Consider the following 15889-nt stretch of genomic DNA (forward strand, 5'->3'; position numbering starts at 1 on the left):
GGATCTATAAATAAGTAGCACTAAATAAGTAAGCTAATACAGACAAAATAAACACCGCCAAATAATTAGCCTTTTCTTTATCTCTTGCCCTTTCACTCGTCATCATAACAAAGGACAAAAACATGATCGCAATCATTAGCGCTTTAAATAGTGCATTCATATTATCAACACCTTTTTATGTATAAATAAAAAAGCACCCTTTTAAAAGAGTGCCTAAAATGTACACATACTAGTTACAAGTTTTCCACGCTTGTAACATCGCTACTTACATAAAATTGTCTAATACGTGGACTAGGATTTGCACCTAATAAACAAACTCTTGTTTGCACACCTGCGTTTACCTATTCCGCCACCACGTAAAAATATCATAGCCGCCCTCCAACTAAGAGGGTCGGCTTGAAAGGTAAGGGGAGAAAATACTGTTTGCGGTCAAAGGAATTGAACCTTTGTTAGCACCTGCACCGCCACGTGTCAAGGGAAGGACCAATAAGCCCTTTCCCTCCGAGCGCCCCTCATACGCTCTTTTTTAGAAGACATCACACAACATACAGTTAAAAAACAACTCACCACATATTGTTTATCCTATCTTAGCGAAAAATGTGTTGTTGGTTTTCCAAGCCAACAACTATTAACATGTCATTTTCTCTACACTACCATCATAACACCGTATTTTCAATAAGTCAGTACCATAAAAGTACCATGTTTATCTTGTTATATTACTGCTTATTCGCTTCATGTGTCGTTCGCTATATCCTAATTCTTCGGCTATTTCTGCCAATGTCTTTCCTTCTATAAAACGTTTATAAGCTACTTCATATTCTAACCCTTCTAACTGATTTAAATGCTTCTCTGCTGTCTTCTTTATCCTTTTCTTCAGCTCTAAAAGCCTAGCAATATTATTATATCTCTCTGCTACTCTATCCCTAAATTCCGCTGCCCTATCCAGCGGCAATGGAATATATCCCTCTGTACCTGGATTTTCTGGATTCTTCAACATCAATTTATTGTTGATGTTATATTCTGCTTCTGCTTCATCTAGCATAGCTTCTAAAAACTCCACTTCCTGGCATATATCTTTATATATGTTAAATAATTCTTTTTTATCGTTCATTCAGTTAACCACCTTGTACTTCAATTGATTTAAGAATATCTTTCAAACTATTACATGCCCTTTCGTACGTTTGCGCTACACCTCGCCATGAAATATAATCGCCCTCATGACTTGAAGCTTTAACCAACATTTCACCTTTGCTTATCCTAGAAAGATATTGTCCGTCCGTTCCTGTCTTTCCTTGTTCTCTCATTTCTTTGTACTCCTGCCCCTGCGCTATCTCTGCCATACCTTCATAATATCTTTGTTTCTTCCTGTGCCATGCCGCTATTGCCCATGCTTGTCTTTCTGCGCCTGTATATAGATATTGCATTTTAGCTATTTCATAAGGCGCTAGATGATCCATGCGATCATCCAACACCTTTATTTGTTTTATATAATTTTCGTGAGATTTTTCATGCTGTTTTAATTCTTTCAAGTCGATGTCCTCCAATTTATCCCACCTTCTTTAAAACATCTTTTTGAAACTTCGTTAACTCAACTTCCTTCTTTGTCGCTTCCGCAATCTTAGCTAAAACAAAAGCGTCTCTCACATTGTCGCTGTTATGTTCAAATCCCCAACGTTTATAAATAGGAAGGATCATCTCTTCTTTTTTAGTGTTTCCTTTTCCTGTAGCAAATTTCTTCAACCCTCCTGGAGATACTTCTATGTATGGATATCCTGCCCGATATAGTTCCGCACGGATCATCCACCCTATACCATATTGAACGGATACTCCTTTTCCCCTCGATCCATACGAAAATCCCTCAATTGCTATTACATCTTTTCTTTTTAATCTTGATATAACTTGTTCGGCGATATGCATGAAGCGAATCGGATCCTTCTTGTGATTTGTTTTTGTTTCTTCTGCTGTTATGACCTCGTCATCACTTAGGATGACAAGGCCTGTTTTTGTACTTGGATCAATACCGACAAAACGCATTATTGCAATTCACCAATCCAATCATTTAGAAGCTCTATCTTTCTTTCTAATCCGTTTCTATCTCGCTGTAACTCGTGAATTCTGCTAGGTATCCCATCAATTACTTTTGGTCTATCAAAGTTTTCTTCTATCCTTCTATTTAAATTATCAATTGCCATTTCGATATCTATAATCTTATCTTGATAAATATATTTCAATTCTTCTAATAACGCTGTTTTATTCATTTCTATCAATCACCTTTTCTTTATAAATCTTCTTCAATTTTTCGTCTGAAAGACTAAGTAAATAAACATCATCATAATTACTTTGTGTTACTATCTGCCACATCATGGTGTATCTATCAAATTCAGTGAGTTTCCCCATTTTAATATCCGTTCTCCTGTCTTTTATGATTTACCTTATTTTTCTTGAGATATGCTTGCTCTATTCGTTCCCATGTGAAGCCTAATAATTCACCCAAGGCTAAAAAGATACTGAGGGCTTTTCGATAATCTTCTTTTATATGATGTTTAATTCCAGTAACAGTTGTGCTAGACAGCCAGATACTACTTACATTAGCGAACAATAGATTAAATTCAGTTACTATATCTTTACTTGTATTCACTGCATAAGGGTCAACATTTTGATAACCCAACTCCAACCCAATACTCAATATAAAATGCAAACAGTCAATGTACTCTTCTAAGAGTGGATTTGCGTATGTTCCCACATCTGGAATTTCCAATGGACCATAATATACTTCTGTTCTTGGTTCTTGGTCTTCACTCCAAAATTTGAATCCTCGCCATTCATTCGCAAGCTCTCCTAATTCAACTTGCAAAGCTAGAATCTTCTTATCTAGCAAGTCTTGCCCCTGCAATCCTTTTTTTCGTATAATGTGTTGATCTAGTTCTTTTTGCAATTCAAATAGTTTATTTAGATTCATTGTTTGTTCCTCCCCGCTATTATTTTAAAAAAATTTCCCACCGAATGTTCCGATGTTGTCTACGTTTAATATTTTCATCCCTCGTATCCTGCTAGTGTTTGCATTAGATAAATCCGCATCACGTAAATCCGCACCACTTAAATTTGCATAACGTAAATCCGCACCACTTAAATTTGTATCACGTAAATCCGCACCACTTAAATTTGCTTTTTCGCCGTTATGTTCGCCGCTTAACCATTTTATATGCTTTTCTAAAATTTCCTTTAGATTCATCGCTCATTCTCCTCTCAGTACTTGGCGGGCTTTTGCTCCGTAAGCTTCAAGTATTTCAGATTTAACTTCTATGTCAGTTATGCTGATATTTATTTCGGAATCATGATTAACCTCATTTGTATAAAATTCTAACGCTTCACGATAGCGTTTGTTTTGTTGTTCTAGAGATTCTTTATCTTCTAAATGTTGATAAATTTCATCGGTTAACTCTTGTAATTGTTCTGTTTGTGTAAAATATTTTTCTAGTTTATTAACAAGATATTTTATGTTTTGTCGGTAAACCTCTACTTTTTCATTCTCTTTTGTTTTGTCTAGCAAATTGTTAAAATGTTCTAACACTCGCTTATTGTCATTAATCATCTACAACACCCCAATACAATCTATCCATTTTATCCTGCTCTTGTATTAATAACTCGCTATATTCTGCCATGTTATAAAGTGCAATGTAATCATCTTTATCGATTAGTATATTTTTTTGTCGGACTCGATAATAATCTCCTGTACTTCTCATCTATTTCCGATAATTCTTTGTATTGACTCACTTCAAATCACGTCCCAACTCTAATTTACTCAAAATACCCATAATATAACCCATGTGTTGGTCACAACTATGCACATCTTTCGGTATTAATTTCATTAGTTCTATAGCTTGTTTTTGTCTACGGTAGTGTTTAATTAATCTCAAAATCGTTGCGTCATGTCTACTGCCGTAACCGTAAAAATATTGTTCTAATTCTTTAAGTTTTTCTTCGCTTACACCTTTCATTCCTCACCCTCCAATGCTTTATCAATAATGTCCATAGCAGTATCTAGACCATCCAAATAACCATCCTCGTAGCCATAAGCATTTCTAACATAATTATCCTTATAAACTTGCTCCATTATTTCTCGTGCTTCACGATAGCGTTTGTTTTGTTCAACAATACCCTCGTTTATTTTAATCGTATTTTTGTAATAACCTTTATAAACACTTAGGTTTCCCTTTAGCTGTTTATTGACTCTTTCCAACCCCTGCACTCGTTCAGCTTGTTCTTTAGCTAGTTTATAAATCCACTTAAACCACCCGTCTTTTAACATTGATTCAGATATAGCATTGAAACGTTGGTGATCTTCAAGGTCTATAGACTCATACATAAAATCAATGAATTCTCTAAATTCTTCCAACAGTTTTTTATCAGTCATTCAAATTCTCCTTTTCTTCCTGTATTCTTCTATCCAATTCGGCTATAGCTGCATATCTATATTTTGTAAATAAGCTATTGCTTTTTCAATCGCTTCACGATAGCGTTTGTTTTGTTGCTCTAGTTGGCTGGTTATTTCAGAGTAACTATAATGCGATTCTTTTGTTGCTCTATATTTAATTTTTATACGCTTCATCTCATTCTCCATCTCCTGCACTCGTTCGGCTTGTTCAATAAGCCATTTAAGGTTTTCTTTTGTTATTTTGTGGTAAGGAATAACCTCATTTCCTTTTAAAAAATATATCTCATGCTCATAATTTAATATGTTTTTTATTTCATCTAACTTATCTTTTCTCATTGGTCATTCCCCTTTCAATCCTTCTATCTAATTCAGCCATAGCTTCATTTCTATATTTTGTATAGCGAGCCAAGTATAATAATTGGCCCGCATTTGCTTTTTTAAGGTTATATTCATCCATTTGATCTCTATCCTTTTTTTACATTTTTACTATCTTTGCAAGTAGTTCACTTTTTTTGATGTCGCTTATATCTACCCTTTCGAATGTCCAATTTGTAACTGGATCACACCCCTGAACGAATGCAACCCTACTCCCAAGTTTTTTATATAACCAATCTTCCGCCCATAGCTTATGTCCATGTAAACTTTCAACAATCAAGTACCCTTTCTTTCCTAGCTTTCCTGTTTCGTTCAAATCTGGTTCATACAAAACTTTATATGCCCTTGTGTTGGATAACCTTTCTTCATGTTCCTTGGCAGCTTCTTTACTAAAAAACATTTCGTTGTCACTAGTAATATATATAGCCATTTTTTTCCTCCCTCATTTCTGCCTCATATATTAATTTCAACATTTTTCTCGACATTAGAATGGCAAGTCATCATTTTCAATGTCTATTGGCTCCCCTCCGCCCTGGAATGGATCCCCTGGATCGCTTGTATAAGGTTTGTTATTACTTTGCTTTTCTTGGCTCTTCTTTGTGTCTAGAAATTGCACTGAATCGGCTACAACCTCCGTTATATATATCATTTTGCCTTCATCGTTTTCATAACTTCTTGTTTGTATTCGTCCGTCCACTCCTGCCAAGCTACCTTTTCGCAAGTAGTTCGCTACATTTTCAGCTTGTTTTCTCCATACTTGGCACAAAATAAAGTCGGCTTCCTGCTCACCATTCGCATTTTTGAAATTCCTATTAACCGCTAGTGTAAAATTACAAACCGCATTCCCATTTGCTGTATATCGTAAATCTGGATCTTTCGTTAATCTTCCAACTAACACACATCTATTGATCATTTTTTATTCCTCCTATAGGGAACATGCATTCCCTTTCCATTTTATGTTTTTGATTATATAGTATAATTGGTGTATTTTATGCCTTTTTATTGTAGTCGTAAAAATTTCCATTGTTAACTAACACATCATGCCTTTTGCTGTACCTCGTTTCGCTTTTGATTGTTTCTTTGCTTGCTCCTGGTTCAAATATTGTTATTACTGTTAATTCGTCACCATCTAGCGTTATCGCTTTATGTTCTGCTACTCTCCTAATCATTTCCCCCAACTCCGAAAATATTTTTCTAACAAACTATCATCTGGATCACTTATTTTCCCTTCTCTCCACAAATCATATTTGTCTTTATAATAATCTGGTCCAAATCGTTCTATTGCTTCATTCCTCAAAAATTCAGCTGCCTTAACGTTTTCGTGTACATAGTTGTGACAATCGTGACATAATGGCGCACCATTTCTTGGATTGTTCCGCCCGGATTGGCTTCTATATTTCCTATGGTGGTATTCTACATAAGGACTAAAACAAAATTGACAATGTTCACCGTATAAATCTATAATTCTTTTTCTATCTTTCTTTGTAAATTCACTTCTCTTGGCTCTGGAAGGTATTTTTACCCCCTTCTTTTGTTTCCCTAACTGCATTTCTTTTGTGTATTTCATAAGACCACCTTAAGCAAATGGCGCATTGGATCATTAATTCGTTTCATTTCTTCAATCCGTAACAACAATTGTTTTTCTCTGCTCTCTAACTCTTTAATTCGCTGCTTAGCGTTTTCTAAATCTCGATCGGTTTTTTCCAAATTATTAAATGTTTGAATGTAAAGTTCCGTTTGTTTTTTCGTTTCTTCCTGTGCCTCTTTCAATTCATTCGCATATTCTCTCGCTTTCATGTATGCTAATTGTTTTTCATCTGCATATTCTTTCAATTCATTCTCATGTTTCAATTCCATTTGTTTTTGTTTGTCTCTTTCTAGTTCAATATCTTCTTTTAGCTGTTTGATTGCCATTTCTGCACTCTCGACTTCTTTTTTCGCTTCTAGCAATTCATCGTTTAATTCTTTATTACGCTTCAATAATTTCTCCGAATAAGCATTCACTAGCTGTTCTTTTTCCTCTTCATACTTTTTATTTTTTATATCCTCTTTTTTAGTTTTCATATTTTTCCCCTCTTTCTTTTTTACATCCTTTACAGTGTAGCCAAGCAAACCGACTTTCTTTTTCCAATTTGATAATTTCCCTCTTGAAATGCCATAATATTTACATACCCAATCATCTGATTTACCTTTTCGTTTAAACTTCTTGTACTCTTTAATGTCTGGATAATCTGGCTTTATAGACAATCCCGATATTCCGTTCTCTCTCTTCCACGCCGTCAATGTATGCGTTGACATGTCGTACATTTTAGCAATTTCATGGTCTGGTATTCTATCTTTCTTTAATTCCTTATATCGCTTTATGTTTGGCCTTGCTTTTCTTAATTTAACATGCTTTAAATTGTTTTCGTCTTTCCATTCTCTAAGAGTCTTAATATCAACATTCAATTTTTTAGCTATTTCTGGATCTGTCATTTTTTGTTTCATGTCCATGTATTCGTCTTTCGATATTGTTATTTCATCCCATGCGACTGTATCACCTCCACCTATCAAATCCTTTGTTATTTCATACAAATCTTTTTCAGATATGCCTAATGATTCCGCTATGTCTTCTCTCTTGATTCCCCTTTTTATCAAGCGCCTTATTTCATCCGTTGTCATGTCCTCGCCTTTTTTTAAGATATTCCTTGTCTTCTCTGTATACTTTAAAAGCCTTCCTAGCTTTCTTATTTCACCACATATTTCACAACCTTCACATGATCCAATTGAACCATTATGCTTATCCTGCAATTCTCCTATTTTCCCTATGATCTCTTGCCTAGTCATTCTTACTTCCCCCTAATAACTTAAATCGTAAATCCTTTTTCCTTTCCCTAGTCCTCTTTTTCTCGCTTCTCTTATCTTTTCTTTTGCTATCTGTCTTTGATATTCATAGTTAATAGAGTTGTATTTCTTGGATTCATCGCAATCACATATCAATATTTGTGTGGAATAGGACGTTTTAACATAGTAACGTCCTAAACCGTTGCAAGTTTTGCAGGCCACGCTTACCACCCTTTCACCCTTTGGTCTTTCCCCATCATCTTTAATACTTTTGTACCGTTCATCATCCTGGAAACGATCCTGCCGCCATACGTTCCGTATTTCTCCTTTAGTTCTGTAGAGCTTAGATTGGTTGTGTAAATTACTGCCTTGTCTAATCTAGAATTTATGATTTGAAAAAGCTTATCCGCTGCCCATGATTCATTGCCGCTATCTGTTTTCACATATTCTGCACCTAAATCATCTAAAATTAGCAAGTCAGCATTCTTGCAGGCTTCTAATATGTCAATTTCGCTATGTCCACTATTTCCATATGAATCCCTTAATACGTTTAGCAATTCTGGCATTGTTATAAAAATAACCGTGTACCCTTTATCTTTTAAACTCTTAGCTATGCTATAACTTAAATGAGATTTACCGATTCCATATGATCCTTGAAGCAAAAAACCTTTATTTTCGTTATCTCCAAATTGTTTTACATATTGCTGGCATTCTCTTTTGGCAATTGCTTGCGTTTGATTTTTAGGATCATAATTTTCAAAACTAGCATTTAGTAAGTCGCTAGGTATCAAACTGTATTTCTCGAATATCATTTCTGATCGTCTTTGATCCATTCTTTTTTTAAATGCGATTGCTTCTTTTTGCACTTTTTCATTTTCGCAATTTAAACATTCGCTTACTCTAACTGTTTCATTGTCTTTAACCGTTTCAATGATGTTTACATTTGATCCGCATTGTTCACATTCTCTTTGTCCAACAACTCGAATTTTAGAAAAGGTCATCATATTCATCTTTAGGCTGTTCACCTCCTTCTTGATTCAAGTAGGATTCAAACTTAGTTCCAAATAGCGTTTCTGGACGTAAGTATTTTTTCATTTTGGGATTCCTTCCCCATTCTGACACTTTTATATCAATCACTTTTTTAAAGTCATCTAAGGTAAAACCTTCATTGAATCGTGCCTTTATTAGTGATCTTGTCTTTCTAGTTGTATGGCGATAATTTTTATTAGCCGCATGGTTGAGATATTCCACTATCTCAACTATATATTTGTTATTCTCTGTAGTAGTCTCTGGGTAGTCTATGGTAATGGTCTGTTCATTTTGAACAGTTCCATCTGTCCATTTTGAACAGTCCGTCTGCTCATTTTGAACAGATGGTCTGTTCATCCGATTCACTTCTTCATAATCAATCGTGTACCACTTTGTGTTATCTATTTTTAACTTGTTGAAGTTGCCTACTATTAATAGCTTTTGTTTCTCCAAACTATTAACGGTCCTTCTAATTGTTGATTCACTCCAAAAAGGGAATTGCTTAGCCCATTCTTTATATGTGTTGTAAACCCAATATCTTCCTTCTTTTTTATGCTTCTTCTTATTTAACCAAAAGTGTATTTGTTGAAGTAGTATCGCTTCATTTAATCCTATTTTTTCAGCTAATGAAGGGATTACCACTAATGGATATTCTTCAATTAATAGATTGTTCACACTTCATCACCTATACATTTCTTCTTCAATACGTGTTATAATAAAACTAATAGTTTGTTTTATTTTACCGTTGTTTCTGCAACGGCTTTTTTTATTTCTTCAATATCTGTTTTAAGGTATTCCTTGCCATCCCATAAATAAATTGATCCGTTCTTCTCATAAATCGAATATCTATCAAATGCATATAATAGATTCACTTTAATCCTCCTCTATGGCTTCAAAGTATTTCCCACATGATGGACATTTGTATTGTGGGATGATATTCAATTCCAATTCTGATATGTCGCATTCTTTACAAATGTATTCAATCATTTCTTATCCTCCTTGCTTTTACACTGCCTTTCATGTTTCCTTGCTCCCGCTACTGAAAAATACTTTTGGTCACAATAACTACATCCGTATACAGTCGTCTTAATTGCTTTCATTTTTTAACCCCCACAATCTTGTATAAAGTCGCTAATGTCGCAAACATTAATAATTCAAACGCCATTTTTTATTCCCCTTTGCCTTGTAATATTTTGATCGCTTGACTTGCCTGCATTGCTGTCCAATCCTTCATTTCTGTTTTAGTGTCCATTTTCTGTAACAAGTGTTCATATAATTGTTCTTTTGTAAATTTTCCGTTTGTCTTTTTGGCATTCCCTTCCAACAAATCATTAACAAACTTTAATTGTTTATCACTTGCTTTACTACTACCTCCGTAACTTCTTTTTTTACCCTTAGTATTTTTTGCATCTGGATCGTCTTCGTCTGTTGGCACGTTAAAAAATTTCATTAGAAAATACCTCTCCGAATAAGTCAATCCACTTCCAAACGACTTTGAAATGTCATCTTGCTGTCCAGTATAGTAAAAAGGTACTTCGATTTTTTCTTCTGGCTTTTCAGTGTTTACCCACGTATACGACATTGATCCATAGACTATAAAATCTGTTTTTTCTTTCCCTTTTGAAACATAGTCAAATGTTTCATGTTCTTGCGATTGGATTTGTGGGATTAATAACACCCCCAATTCATCCATCTTCCCCTTTATTTTTGATAAAACTTGCGTTCCGCTAACATAGCTATATCCATATCCCTCAGTGTCCTTCGAAAAAGAGTCTATATTCTTTCTGATCTCTAATAATTTTTGATGTAAATTTAATTCAGTCATTAATAAATCCCCCTATCTAATCCGCAAAGATTCGTCTTGTTTAATCTCTACGCCTTCAACCTCTACACCGTTTTTCAAATCATTGATGATTGCTTTTTTATCAATTTTCGGTTTTTGTTTCACCAAGTAGTCGCTTGGTATAGCTTCCTCATCTAATATTTTGACGCTAGGCGGGTTTTTTTGGATGTTGAATGTGAATAGATTAGTCTTGATCTTCTTCTTCCCTGTGTCCAACATGGACAACTCAAGGTTTTCTTTTAATCTTTTAATATTGCTTTCTAGTGATCTTCTTCTTTCAGCTAGTCGCTTTTCTTCTTCCTTTATCGCTAAAACTTGCCCTTCAATATTTTTAATAACCTTAGCGTATCCTACCGCCTTTTCTTCAATTGCATCATTTAAAGACTCCAATGTATCCTCTAAACCTTCTGCACCTTCCATGATCATTTCTTGTATCTGTAAATAGTTTGTTGATAGTTCGTATAGGTTCATTCCTCTTCCTCCTTTTCCCACTCCAAATAGTCATTTGATGGATAACCTGTTTTAATGATTCGGTCAATGTCTGGATGATTCATTGAGTTCCCTCCATCCATGTTTCAACCTTTGGTATTTTTTCTTTATCATAAAAAGCTGAAACATCGACACAGCATTTCGAAAAAGAAAACCAGGATATACTTTTGAAGCCATCGTTATAAACTTTTGCGCCTGCCATTTCAGCTAATTCTTCTATTGTTTTAATCGCATCTTCTTCTTCTCTTACATCGTGAAATGATATATGGATATGCGTATCTCCCATTTCTAACGCCCTTTTTACAATTTTTAGCTTTTGTTCGTTGGTCATGTTATCTTTAGGTAATTCCATTTAAATGGCCTTCCTTTCATTTTGCTCTTTTTTTAGTCGATTGATGATGTACATTTGACCTTTTGGTGTAACTCTCATTGTTAACCAAGTAAATGAACCTTTCTTTGTGTCTTTTACGCCTTGTGTTATTTCAAAATATCCTCGATCAATATATTCCTGGTAAGGTTCATTTTTGTTAGCGAAAACTAATTTCCATTCACGTAATTTTTGCCATAGTCTCCTTTCACCTGTTTTTATTCCTTGTTTCGAAGCTAACTTTGCAACCTCTCTAACTAGCAAACTTTTTTCAGATGTCATGCACGTTTCAGCAAATTCAACTAGTGGTTTTTGTTTTTCAATTGTTTTTTCAGCTAATTCTCTTTTCTTCTGCTCTTCCTTCCAATTTGTAGCTATTTTTATAATTGTGTCCGGATTGAGCAACGCTTTTTCTAACGAAATAGGTTCTTTTAACCGTTTTTCCATCTCGTTAAATGCTTCAATGTACTTCATTTTGAATTGCATTGCTCTCTTTCCCGTGAATCCCATAACCAACAATGTGAAGCCGTCACGATTCATAAGGTATTGTCTATACTCTTGTTTGTTCTGTTCATGGATGTATGTTGTCTGATAAAACAGGGTTCCTATATTTTGAGTAACCCCATTATCGTTTATCAATCTATCTATTTCTTTCAAAACATTATCGTGCCTTTTACCAAAGTCTCTAGCTACATTTCGACTGCTTGTTACAACTTGATCATTACGTTTAAATACTAATTCATTCATTTTCTATTCCTCCTATATACCTTTTAAGCCAAAACCAAAATATACTTAAATCCTTTACCTGTCGGAAGTATCTCTAAAATCTTCCAATCTACAGAAAGTAATACATTTACCTTTTTGAAGTCCGTTTCTTCACGGACTTTTTTTACTTTTGTTAAATCCATGATATTTTTTACCCTCCTATTAATTAGCATTGTCTTTTTTGATGATTGCGAATGTTTCGTAAACAATAAAACCTAAAACTAAACCGGAGACTAAACCGATCATTTTTATTCCTCCTTTTTTTCTCCCTGTCTGCTAAACTATTTAATTCAAGTATTTCTATTTCATTGTTATCAAGTATTGCTGGAGATATATTAAAGAATATAAGGTTATGAATTAAAATCGTTCATGTACCCTTTATCAACCAGGAACTGTAGGAACTGCTCTATAAATACATCATATTTATTTAAAGAATAGTCATTGCTGGTGAAGGTTAATTCTAATGTCATTTTTCCTTCTCCAGCATTTTTAGAAAAATTCTCAAATGCTGTATCATTATCTATCTTGTAAGATTTAATCCATATTTTTGTATGAGATTTTTCTGGTTTTATCGGCAGATGGTAATTCATCTCCTCACCTCTCTTTCAATAAATGTTCGCTTTAATATCATATTTAATTTCTGTTTCTTTACAGTTAATTTTTAAAAAACCTTTATGAGCATGTGGTGAGGCGTTTTATTTATGTGTTTGATTGTTAGTTTCTTCCCAAAAGATTTCATCTAAAGTTTTGTTAAGTTTTTTTGCTATTATCTTTGCTTCAGTAATGGTGAAATCTGATTTCCCTGTTTCTTTTAAATGATAGGATTGAGGATGAACCCCTATAGCCTTTGCTAACTCCTTTTGGGTCAATCGGCTCTCCCTTCTGGCTACATATAAATTTAAATTCATGATTTCACCTCCTATTTTCCTTTACATGATTTAAAATCATGTTATGCAGAAAATTTTTTGTTTAATCCTAAAAGCTCATCGGCACTTACACCAAAAAATACAACTAACTTTTTCAAGTTGCTTGCAGAGATTGTGTAAATATCCTTCTCCCAACGTCTAACAGAATCAACTCCTACTCCGATTTTATCTGCTAACTCTTGTTGTGACATTTTATTGTGTCTTGCTCTTAATTCAGCAATCGTAACCATCTGTTTTCACCTCCGTCTTGTTCAACTGTCTATATAGTAACATGATTTAAAATCATGTGCAAGTATTTTCGTGACTTTTTTTCATGTTTTTTATTACTTCATTAATATATATAAATTAAATGTGCATTATAATCATGTATATGTTATAATATAACCGAAAGGAGGCGACAATAAACATGAAAACTTTAGGGCAAAATATCAAAAGACTTCGCTTGTCCAGAGGATTAACGCAACCACAGTTAGCAGATATAGTAGGTGCATCTAGTTATACAACTGTTTCGAAATGGGAAAGTGGTGCTAATTCTCCAAAAGGAAAAGACTTAGTTAGATTAAGCGAATACTTTAATGTTAGTGTAGATGAATTGTTAGGAATTAAAAGTGATGGATTAATCACAGTATCATCTCAGTATGATTATATTCCAACATCTATAAGCGCTGGTAACCCTTTAAATGTAGAGGGAGTAACAAGGGAGCAAGTAGAAAAAATAAGCATTCCAGATGTTATGATGGGGAAATGGGCAGGTTCCAAGGATGTTTTCCTAATGCGTGTTAATGGGGAATCTATGAACAATATGTTCTCTCATAATTCGTTAATAGCTGTAAAGAAAACACCTTTAACTAGCCTTCATAATGGAGATATCGTTGTATACAGTGACAGTGAAGAATATGCAGTAAAACGAATAATCATTGATAACGAAAACAAAAGATTTATTTTTAGACCTGATTCATCCGATGCTCGTTTTGTTGATAATGTAATAGCGTATGATGAAGCAAACAACCTTAGAATACATGGAAAGGTAGTCCTTTATATTGTGGAGTTAGATTAAATTTTTGGCCATGAATTTAATCGCGGCGGGCTGATCACCCGCCTTTTTTATTAAAAGGGGAGGGAAACGAAATGGCTGTTTATAAAGATAAAAAAAGAAACACTTATTATTTTATAGTAAGGATTAAGCAGCGTAACGGAAAATATAAACAAGTAAAAAGAAGAGGATTTAAGACAAGAAGAGAAGCAATAAAAGCAGAAGCTGAAATGATATTAAAGAGTGAGGAGGTAGAAGAAGAGGATATAACTTTTGAAATTGTTGCTGAAGAATATTTAAAGTGGTATAAGAAAAGAAGAAAAGAATCTTCCTATAATAAAATAAGTAGCATAGTAAACATTCATTTAATACCACGTTTTGGAAAAAAGAAAATACGTTCAATAAGAGCAAGAGATATAACAAAATTCCAGGACGATATAATAGATGAGTTTTCACCTGCACATGTGAAGAAAATTCATTCAGTATTATCTGCAACATTTAATTTTGCGATAAGACAAGAATATACAAAAGAAAATCCTGCGAGAATTGCTGGTAATGTTGATTTGGAAGAAGAAAAACATATAAACTATTGGACGTTAGATGAATTTAAAACATTCATAAAACATGTGGATGATCAACTTTATTATGCGTTATTCATGACTCTTTATTATAGCGGAATGCGTAAAGGTGAATTGCTCGCTCTAACATGGGGAGATGTTGACTTTGAAAATAACACCTTAAATGTGGATAAAACTGTTTACAATAGGAACGTTACTAAACCTAAAACACAATCATCAATACGTAAAATAATCATGCCTAAACATGTTATGAGATTGCTGTCAAAGTTGAAAGCTGATAGGAATCCTAAAATTTCATATGTTATATTTGGTGAGTTTCATGACCATGTTTCTACATCGACATTAGATAGAAAGTATGATTATTATGTAAAAAAATCTGGCGTTAAGCGGATAAGGCTTCACGATTTCAGACACTCACATGCTTCCTATTTAATTAATAAAGGAGCTATAGCATCAGTTGTAGCTCAAAGACTTGGACATGGTGACGTATCAACTACATTAAACACGTATAGCCACCTTTATCCATCAACGGAAAAAGAAATAGTGTTGAAAATGGAGGGTGATTTCAAACCTGCTCAAATCTTAGAATTTAAATCAAAACAATAAAAGTGTTACCATTAATGTTACCACACTTTCGAAAAGCTTATCATACCAACGTTAGTTAGTATTTAATGGAGACGGTGGGAGTCGACTATTTAAGTTGTGTTTATTTTTAAAAACAAGCGTAAACATTGATATATAAGCATTTGCGCATACCAATATAAAAATGAATAAAAGTATTTTTTTGTTCGTATGTTACCATAAATGTTACCACAATCATTTGAAAATGGAGGGCGAAAAAATGAATAAAAAGGAAGAGATGGATAAGTTTGAAGAAAAAGAAAAAGAAGAAATGAAGAGATTAGGAATAAGTGAAGAGACAATGAAAAGCATGAAAGCTTTCTTTGCTAAAACATCCGCACCAAGATTAATAAGAAAGAAGAAAAAGAGATAAACAATAAATAATAGTCGTCATTCTATATTGAATAATTTGTCGTATGTGGTAGAATATAAGAGTAATTTTTTAAAAGATAAAATATTGGGGGGAAATGAAATGTTTAAAAAAATTGGAACAATACTATTAGGTGGATCATTAGCTTTAGGATTGGTAGCATGTGACGAAGCGGAAATAAAAGAAGCTAGCGGAGAAGAACAAAAAGAAAAGAAAAAAGAGGTTAAAAAGTTTT

The 15889-nt window shown here is 33.8% G+C and carries 32 protein-coding genes; 3 read left to right on the forward strand and 29 right to left on the reverse strand.

All coding sequences use genetic code 11. The annotated features are described in order from the left end of the window. Positions 1–4 precede the first annotated feature (4 nt). The 29 genes from ACPYKA_RS01595 to ACPYKA_RS01735 form a co-directional block, all read right to left on the reverse strand. Positions 5–160: a hypothetical protein gene (locus tag ACPYKA_RS01595; RefSeq protein ID WP_479540667.1), complete on the reverse strand. Its 156-nt coding sequence runs from the start codon at positions 158–160 to the stop codon at positions 5–7. Positions 161–703: 543 nt separating this feature from the next. Continuing rightward, positions 704–1111 (reverse strand): sigma factor-like helix-turn-helix DNA-binding protein, encoded by a 408-nt coding sequence (locus ACPYKA_RS01600; protein ID WP_479540668.1) that lies wholly within the window; start codon positions 1109–1111, stop codon positions 704–706. Positions 1112–1115: 4 nt separating this feature from the next. After that, positions 1116–1529 carry a hypothetical protein gene (locus tag ACPYKA_RS01605; RefSeq protein WP_479540669.1) on the reverse strand — a complete coding sequence of 138 codons (414 nt, stop codon included), beginning with the start codon at positions 1527–1529 and terminating at the stop codon, positions 1116–1118. Positions 1530–1545: 16 nt separating this feature from the next. Further along, positions 1546–2034, reverse strand: coding sequence for a hypothetical protein (locus ACPYKA_RS01610; protein WP_479540670.1), 489 nt, complete (start codon positions 2032–2034; stop codon positions 1546–1548). Continuing rightward, positions 2034–2258 carry a hypothetical protein gene (locus tag ACPYKA_RS01615; RefSeq protein WP_479540671.1) on the reverse strand — a complete coding sequence of 75 codons (225 nt, stop codon included), beginning with the start codon at positions 2256–2258 and terminating at the stop codon, positions 2034–2036. The genes ACPYKA_RS01610 and ACPYKA_RS01615 overlap by 1 nt, the downstream gene beginning before the upstream one ends. Positions 2259–2398: 140 nt before the next feature. Next, positions 2399–2959, reverse strand: a complete 561-nt coding sequence (locus ACPYKA_RS01620) for a dUTP diphosphatase (RefSeq protein WP_479540672.1) — start codon at positions 2957–2959, stop codon at positions 2399–2401. Positions 2960–2983: 24 nt separating this feature from the next. Beyond that, a complete protein-coding gene (locus tag ACPYKA_RS01625; RefSeq protein WP_479540673.1) occupies positions 2984–3232 on the reverse strand; it encodes a pentapeptide repeat-containing protein in 249 nt (82 codons plus the stop codon). A gap of 3 nt (positions 3233–3235) precedes the next feature. Further along, positions 3236–3592 carry a hypothetical protein gene (locus tag ACPYKA_RS01630; protein WP_479540674.1) on the reverse strand — a complete coding sequence of 119 codons (357 nt, stop codon included), beginning with the start codon at positions 3590–3592 and terminating at the stop codon, positions 3236–3238. Beyond that, on the reverse strand, positions 3585–3743 hold the full coding sequence (locus tag ACPYKA_RS01635) for a hypothetical protein (protein ID WP_479540675.1): 159 nt from the start codon (positions 3741–3743) through the stop codon (positions 3585–3587). The genes ACPYKA_RS01630 and ACPYKA_RS01635 overlap by 8 nt, the downstream gene beginning before the upstream one ends. A gap of 27 nt (positions 3744–3770) precedes the next feature. Then, positions 3771–3998, reverse strand: a complete 228-nt coding sequence (locus ACPYKA_RS01640; RefSeq protein WP_479540676.1) for a hypothetical protein — start codon at positions 3996–3998, stop codon at positions 3771–3773. Further along, positions 3995–4414, reverse strand: coding sequence for a hypothetical protein (locus ACPYKA_RS01645; RefSeq protein WP_479540677.1), 420 nt, complete (start codon positions 4412–4414; stop codon positions 3995–3997). The genes ACPYKA_RS01640 and ACPYKA_RS01645 overlap by 4 nt, the downstream gene beginning before the upstream one ends. Before the next feature lie 42 nt (positions 4415–4456). Beyond that, complete coding sequence (locus ACPYKA_RS01650; RefSeq protein WP_479540678.1) at positions 4457–4771, reverse strand: hypothetical protein; 315 nt, start codon at positions 4769–4771, stop codon at positions 4457–4459. Then, positions 4758–4892, reverse strand: coding sequence for a hypothetical protein (locus ACPYKA_RS01655; RefSeq protein WP_479540679.1), 135 nt, complete (start codon positions 4890–4892; stop codon positions 4758–4760). Before ACPYKA_RS01655 ends, ACPYKA_RS01650 begins: the two co-directional genes overlap by 14 nt. An 18-nt stretch (positions 4893–4910) precedes the next feature. Then, entirely contained in the window at positions 4911–5240 is a 330-nt protein-coding gene (locus ACPYKA_RS01660) for a hypothetical protein (protein ID WP_479540680.1), read from the reverse strand. A gap of 54 nt (positions 5241–5294) precedes the next feature. Continuing rightward, on the reverse strand, positions 5295–5723 hold the full coding sequence (ssb, locus tag ACPYKA_RS01665) for a single-stranded DNA-binding protein (RefSeq protein ID WP_479540681.1): 429 nt from the start codon (positions 5721–5723) through the stop codon (positions 5295–5297). A 76-nt stretch (positions 5724–5799) separates the two neighbouring features. Beyond that, positions 5800–5979, reverse strand: a complete 180-nt coding sequence (locus ACPYKA_RS01670; protein WP_479540682.1) for a hypothetical protein — start codon at positions 5977–5979, stop codon at positions 5800–5802. Then, positions 5976–6377 (reverse strand): HNH endonuclease, encoded by a 402-nt coding sequence (locus ACPYKA_RS01675; RefSeq protein WP_479540683.1) that lies wholly within the window; start codon positions 6375–6377, stop codon positions 5976–5978. The genes ACPYKA_RS01670 and ACPYKA_RS01675 overlap by 4 nt, the downstream gene beginning before the upstream one ends. Next, on the reverse strand, positions 6374–7636 hold the full coding sequence (locus tag ACPYKA_RS01680) for a hypothetical protein (protein ID WP_479540684.1): 1263 nt from the start codon (positions 7634–7636) through the stop codon (positions 6374–6376). Before ACPYKA_RS01680 ends, ACPYKA_RS01675 begins: the two co-directional genes overlap by 4 nt. 221 nt (positions 7637–7857) lie before the next feature. Further along, positions 7858–8643, reverse strand: a complete 786-nt coding sequence (locus ACPYKA_RS01685) for an ATP-binding protein (protein ID WP_479540685.1) — start codon at positions 8641–8643, stop codon at positions 7858–7860. Beyond that, complete coding sequence (locus tag ACPYKA_RS01690; protein ID WP_479540686.1) at positions 8621–9337, reverse strand: conserved phage C-terminal domain-containing protein; 717 nt, start codon at positions 9335–9337, stop codon at positions 8621–8623. The genes ACPYKA_RS01685 and ACPYKA_RS01690 overlap by 23 nt, the downstream gene beginning before the upstream one ends. 59 nt (positions 9338–9396) lie before the next feature. After that, positions 9397–9534 carry a hypothetical protein gene (locus ACPYKA_RS01695; protein WP_479540687.1) on the reverse strand — a complete coding sequence of 46 codons (138 nt, stop codon included), beginning with the start codon at positions 9532–9534 and terminating at the stop codon, positions 9397–9399. A gap of 296 nt (positions 9535–9830) precedes the next feature. Then, entirely contained in the window at positions 9831–10487 is a 657-nt protein-coding gene (locus ACPYKA_RS01700) for an ERF family protein (RefSeq protein ID WP_479540688.1), read from the reverse strand. A 12-nt stretch (positions 10488–10499) separates the two neighbouring features. Next, on the reverse strand, positions 10500–10976 hold the full coding sequence (locus ACPYKA_RS01705; RefSeq protein ID WP_479540689.1) for a siphovirus Gp157 family protein: 477 nt from the start codon (positions 10974–10976) through the stop codon (positions 10500–10502). Between the two features lie 79 nt (positions 10977–11055). Then, a complete protein-coding gene (locus ACPYKA_RS01710) occupies positions 11056–11346 on the reverse strand; it encodes a hypothetical protein (protein WP_479540690.1) in 291 nt (96 codons plus the stop codon). Beyond that, entirely contained in the window at positions 11347–12108 is a 762-nt protein-coding gene (locus ACPYKA_RS01715; protein ID WP_479540691.1) for a Rha family transcriptional regulator, read from the reverse strand. Between the two features lie 23 nt (positions 12109–12131). Then, on the reverse strand, positions 12132–12269 hold the full coding sequence (locus ACPYKA_RS01720; protein ID WP_479540692.1) for a hypothetical protein: 138 nt from the start codon (positions 12267–12269) through the stop codon (positions 12132–12134). A gap of 207 nt (positions 12270–12476) precedes the next feature. Continuing rightward, positions 12477–12716, reverse strand: coding sequence for a hypothetical protein (locus ACPYKA_RS01725; RefSeq protein WP_479540693.1), 240 nt, complete (start codon positions 12714–12716; stop codon positions 12477–12479). A gap of 105 nt (positions 12717–12821) precedes the next feature. Then, on the reverse strand, positions 12822–13034 hold the full coding sequence (locus ACPYKA_RS01730) for a helix-turn-helix transcriptional regulator (RefSeq protein WP_479540694.1): 213 nt from the start codon (positions 13032–13034) through the stop codon (positions 12822–12824). Positions 13035–13075: 41 nt separating this feature from the next. Then, positions 13076–13282: a helix-turn-helix transcriptional regulator gene (locus ACPYKA_RS01735; protein WP_479540695.1), complete on the reverse strand. Its 207-nt coding sequence runs from the start codon at positions 13280–13282 to the stop codon at positions 13076–13078. A 176-nt stretch (positions 13283–13458) separates the two neighbouring features. On the opposite strand from ACPYKA_RS01735, the gene ACPYKA_RS01740 reads away from it, so the two are divergent. The 3 genes from ACPYKA_RS01740 to ACPYKA_RS01750 all read left to right on the forward strand — a co-directional run bounded on the left by ACPYKA_RS01740 (position 13459) and on the right by ACPYKA_RS01750 (position 15657). Further along, on the forward strand, positions 13459–14109 hold the full coding sequence (locus tag ACPYKA_RS01740; RefSeq protein WP_479540696.1) for a helix-turn-helix domain-containing protein: 651 nt from the start codon (positions 13459–13461) through the stop codon (positions 14107–14109). Positions 14110–14180: 71 nt separating this feature from the next. Then, positions 14181–15269, forward strand: coding sequence for a tyrosine-type recombinase/integrase (locus ACPYKA_RS01745; protein ID WP_479540697.1), 1089 nt, complete (start codon positions 14181–14183; stop codon positions 15267–15269). A 235-nt stretch (positions 15270–15504) separates the two neighbouring features. Then, positions 15505–15657, forward strand: a complete 153-nt coding sequence (locus ACPYKA_RS01750) for a hypothetical protein (RefSeq protein ID WP_479540698.1) — start codon at positions 15505–15507, stop codon at positions 15655–15657. Positions 15658–15889: the final 232 nt, after the last annotated feature.

The organism is Pseudogracilibacillus amylolyticus (SeqCode), from assembly GCF_051918545.1.
Lineage (GTDB): Bacteria > Bacillota > Bacilli > Bacillales > Amphibacillaceae > Pseudogracilibacillus.

Bases quoted from the DNA above. Each gene is read 5' to 3' on its own strand.
- ACPYKA_RS01740 (WP_479540696.1), top strand. From the start codon at position 13,459: ATGAAAACTTTAGGGCAAAATATCAAAAGACTTCGCTTGTCCAGAGGA.
- ACPYKA_RS01680 (WP_479540684.1), bottom strand. From the start codon at position 7,636: ATGACTAGGCAAGAGATCATAGGGAAAATAGGAGAATTGCAGGATAAG.
- ACPYKA_RS01675 (WP_479540683.1), bottom strand. From the start codon at position 6,377: ATGAAATACACAAAAGAAATGCAGTTAGGGAAACAAAAGAAGGGGGTA.
- ACPYKA_RS01645 (WP_479540677.1), bottom strand. From the start codon at position 4,414: ATGACTGATAAAAAACTGTTGGAAGAATTTAGAGAATTCATTGATTTT.
- ACPYKA_RS01730 (WP_479540694.1), bottom strand. From the start codon at position 13,034: ATGAATTTAAATTTATATGTAGCCAGAAGGGAGAGCCGATTGACCCAA.
- ACPYKA_RS01640 (WP_479540676.1), bottom strand. From the start codon at position 3,998: ATGAAAGGTGTAAGCGAAGAAAAACTTAAAGAATTAGAACAATATTTT.
- ACPYKA_RS01615 (WP_479540671.1), bottom strand. From the start codon at position 2,258: ATGAATAAAACAGCGTTATTAGAAGAATTGAAATATATTTATCAAGAT.
- ACPYKA_RS01635 (WP_479540675.1), bottom strand. From the start codon at position 3,743: ATGAGAAGTACAGGAGATTATTATCGAGTCCGACAAAAAAATATACTA.
- ACPYKA_RS01660 (WP_479540680.1), bottom strand. From the start codon at position 5,240: ATGGCTATATATATTACTAGTGACAACGAAATGTTTTTTAGTAAAGAA.
- ACPYKA_RS01670 (WP_479540682.1), bottom strand. From the start codon at position 5,979: ATGATTAGGAGAGTAGCAGAACATAAAGCGATAACGCTAGATGGTGAC.
- ACPYKA_RS01725 (WP_479540693.1), bottom strand. From the start codon at position 12,716: ATGAATTACCATCTGCCGATAAAACCAGAAAAATCTCATACAAAAATA.
- ACPYKA_RS01720 (WP_479540692.1), bottom strand. From the start codon at position 12,269: ATGGATTTAACAAAAGTAAAAAAAGTCCGTGAAGAAACGGACTTCAAA.
- ssb (WP_479540681.1), bottom strand. From the start codon at position 5,723: ATGATCAATAGATGTGTGTTAGTTGGAAGATTAACGAAAGATCCAGAT.
- ACPYKA_RS01700 (WP_479540688.1), bottom strand. From the start codon at position 10,487: ATGACTGAATTAAATTTACATCAAAAATTATTAGAGATCAGAAAGAAT.
- ACPYKA_RS01715 (WP_479540691.1), bottom strand. From the start codon at position 12,108: ATGAATGAATTAGTATTTAAACGTAATGATCAAGTTGTAACAAGCAGT.
- ACPYKA_RS01705 (WP_479540689.1), bottom strand. From the start codon at position 10,976: ATGAACCTATACGAACTATCAACAAACTATTTACAGATACAAGAAATG.
- ACPYKA_RS01630 (WP_479540674.1), bottom strand. From the start codon at position 3,592: ATGATTAATGACAATAAGCGAGTGTTAGAACATTTTAACAATTTGCTA.
- ACPYKA_RS01735 (WP_479540695.1), bottom strand. From the start codon at position 13,282: ATGGTTACGATTGCTGAATTAAGAGCAAGACACAATAAAATGTCACAA.
- ACPYKA_RS01745 (WP_479540697.1), top strand. From the start codon at position 14,181: ATGGCTGTTTATAAAGATAAAAAAAGAAACACTTATTATTTTATAGTA.
- ACPYKA_RS01685 (WP_479540685.1), bottom strand. From the start codon at position 8,643: ATGAATATGATGACCTTTTCTAAAATTCGAGTTGTTGGACAAAGAGAA.
- ACPYKA_RS01600 (WP_479540668.1), bottom strand. From the start codon at position 1,111: ATGAACGATAAAAAAGAATTATTTAACATATATAAAGATATATGCCAG.
- ACPYKA_RS01610 (WP_479540670.1), bottom strand. From the start codon at position 2,034: ATGCGTTTTGTCGGTATTGATCCAAGTACAAAAACAGGCCTTGTCATC.
- ACPYKA_RS01655 (WP_479540679.1), bottom strand. From the start codon at position 4,892: ATGGATGAATATAACCTTAAAAAAGCAAATGCGGGCCAATTATTATAC.
- ACPYKA_RS01625 (WP_479540673.1), bottom strand. From the start codon at position 3,232: ATGAATCTAAAGGAAATTTTAGAAAAGCATATAAAATGGTTAAGCGGC.
- ACPYKA_RS01750 (WP_479540698.1), top strand. From the start codon at position 15,505: ATGAATAAAAAGGAAGAGATGGATAAGTTTGAAGAAAAAGAAAAAGAA.
- ACPYKA_RS01595 (WP_479540667.1), bottom strand. From the start codon at position 160: ATGAATGCACTATTTAAAGCGCTAATGATTGCGATCATGTTTTTGTCC.
- ACPYKA_RS01620 (WP_479540672.1), bottom strand. From the start codon at position 2,959: ATGAATCTAAATAAACTATTTGAATTGCAAAAAGAACTAGATCAACAC.
- ACPYKA_RS01650 (WP_479540678.1), bottom strand. From the start codon at position 4,771: ATGAGAAAAGATAAGTTAGATGAAATAAAAAACATATTAAATTATGAG.
- ACPYKA_RS01710 (WP_479540690.1), bottom strand. From the start codon at position 11,346: ATGGAATTACCTAAAGATAACATGACCAACGAACAAAAGCTAAAAATT.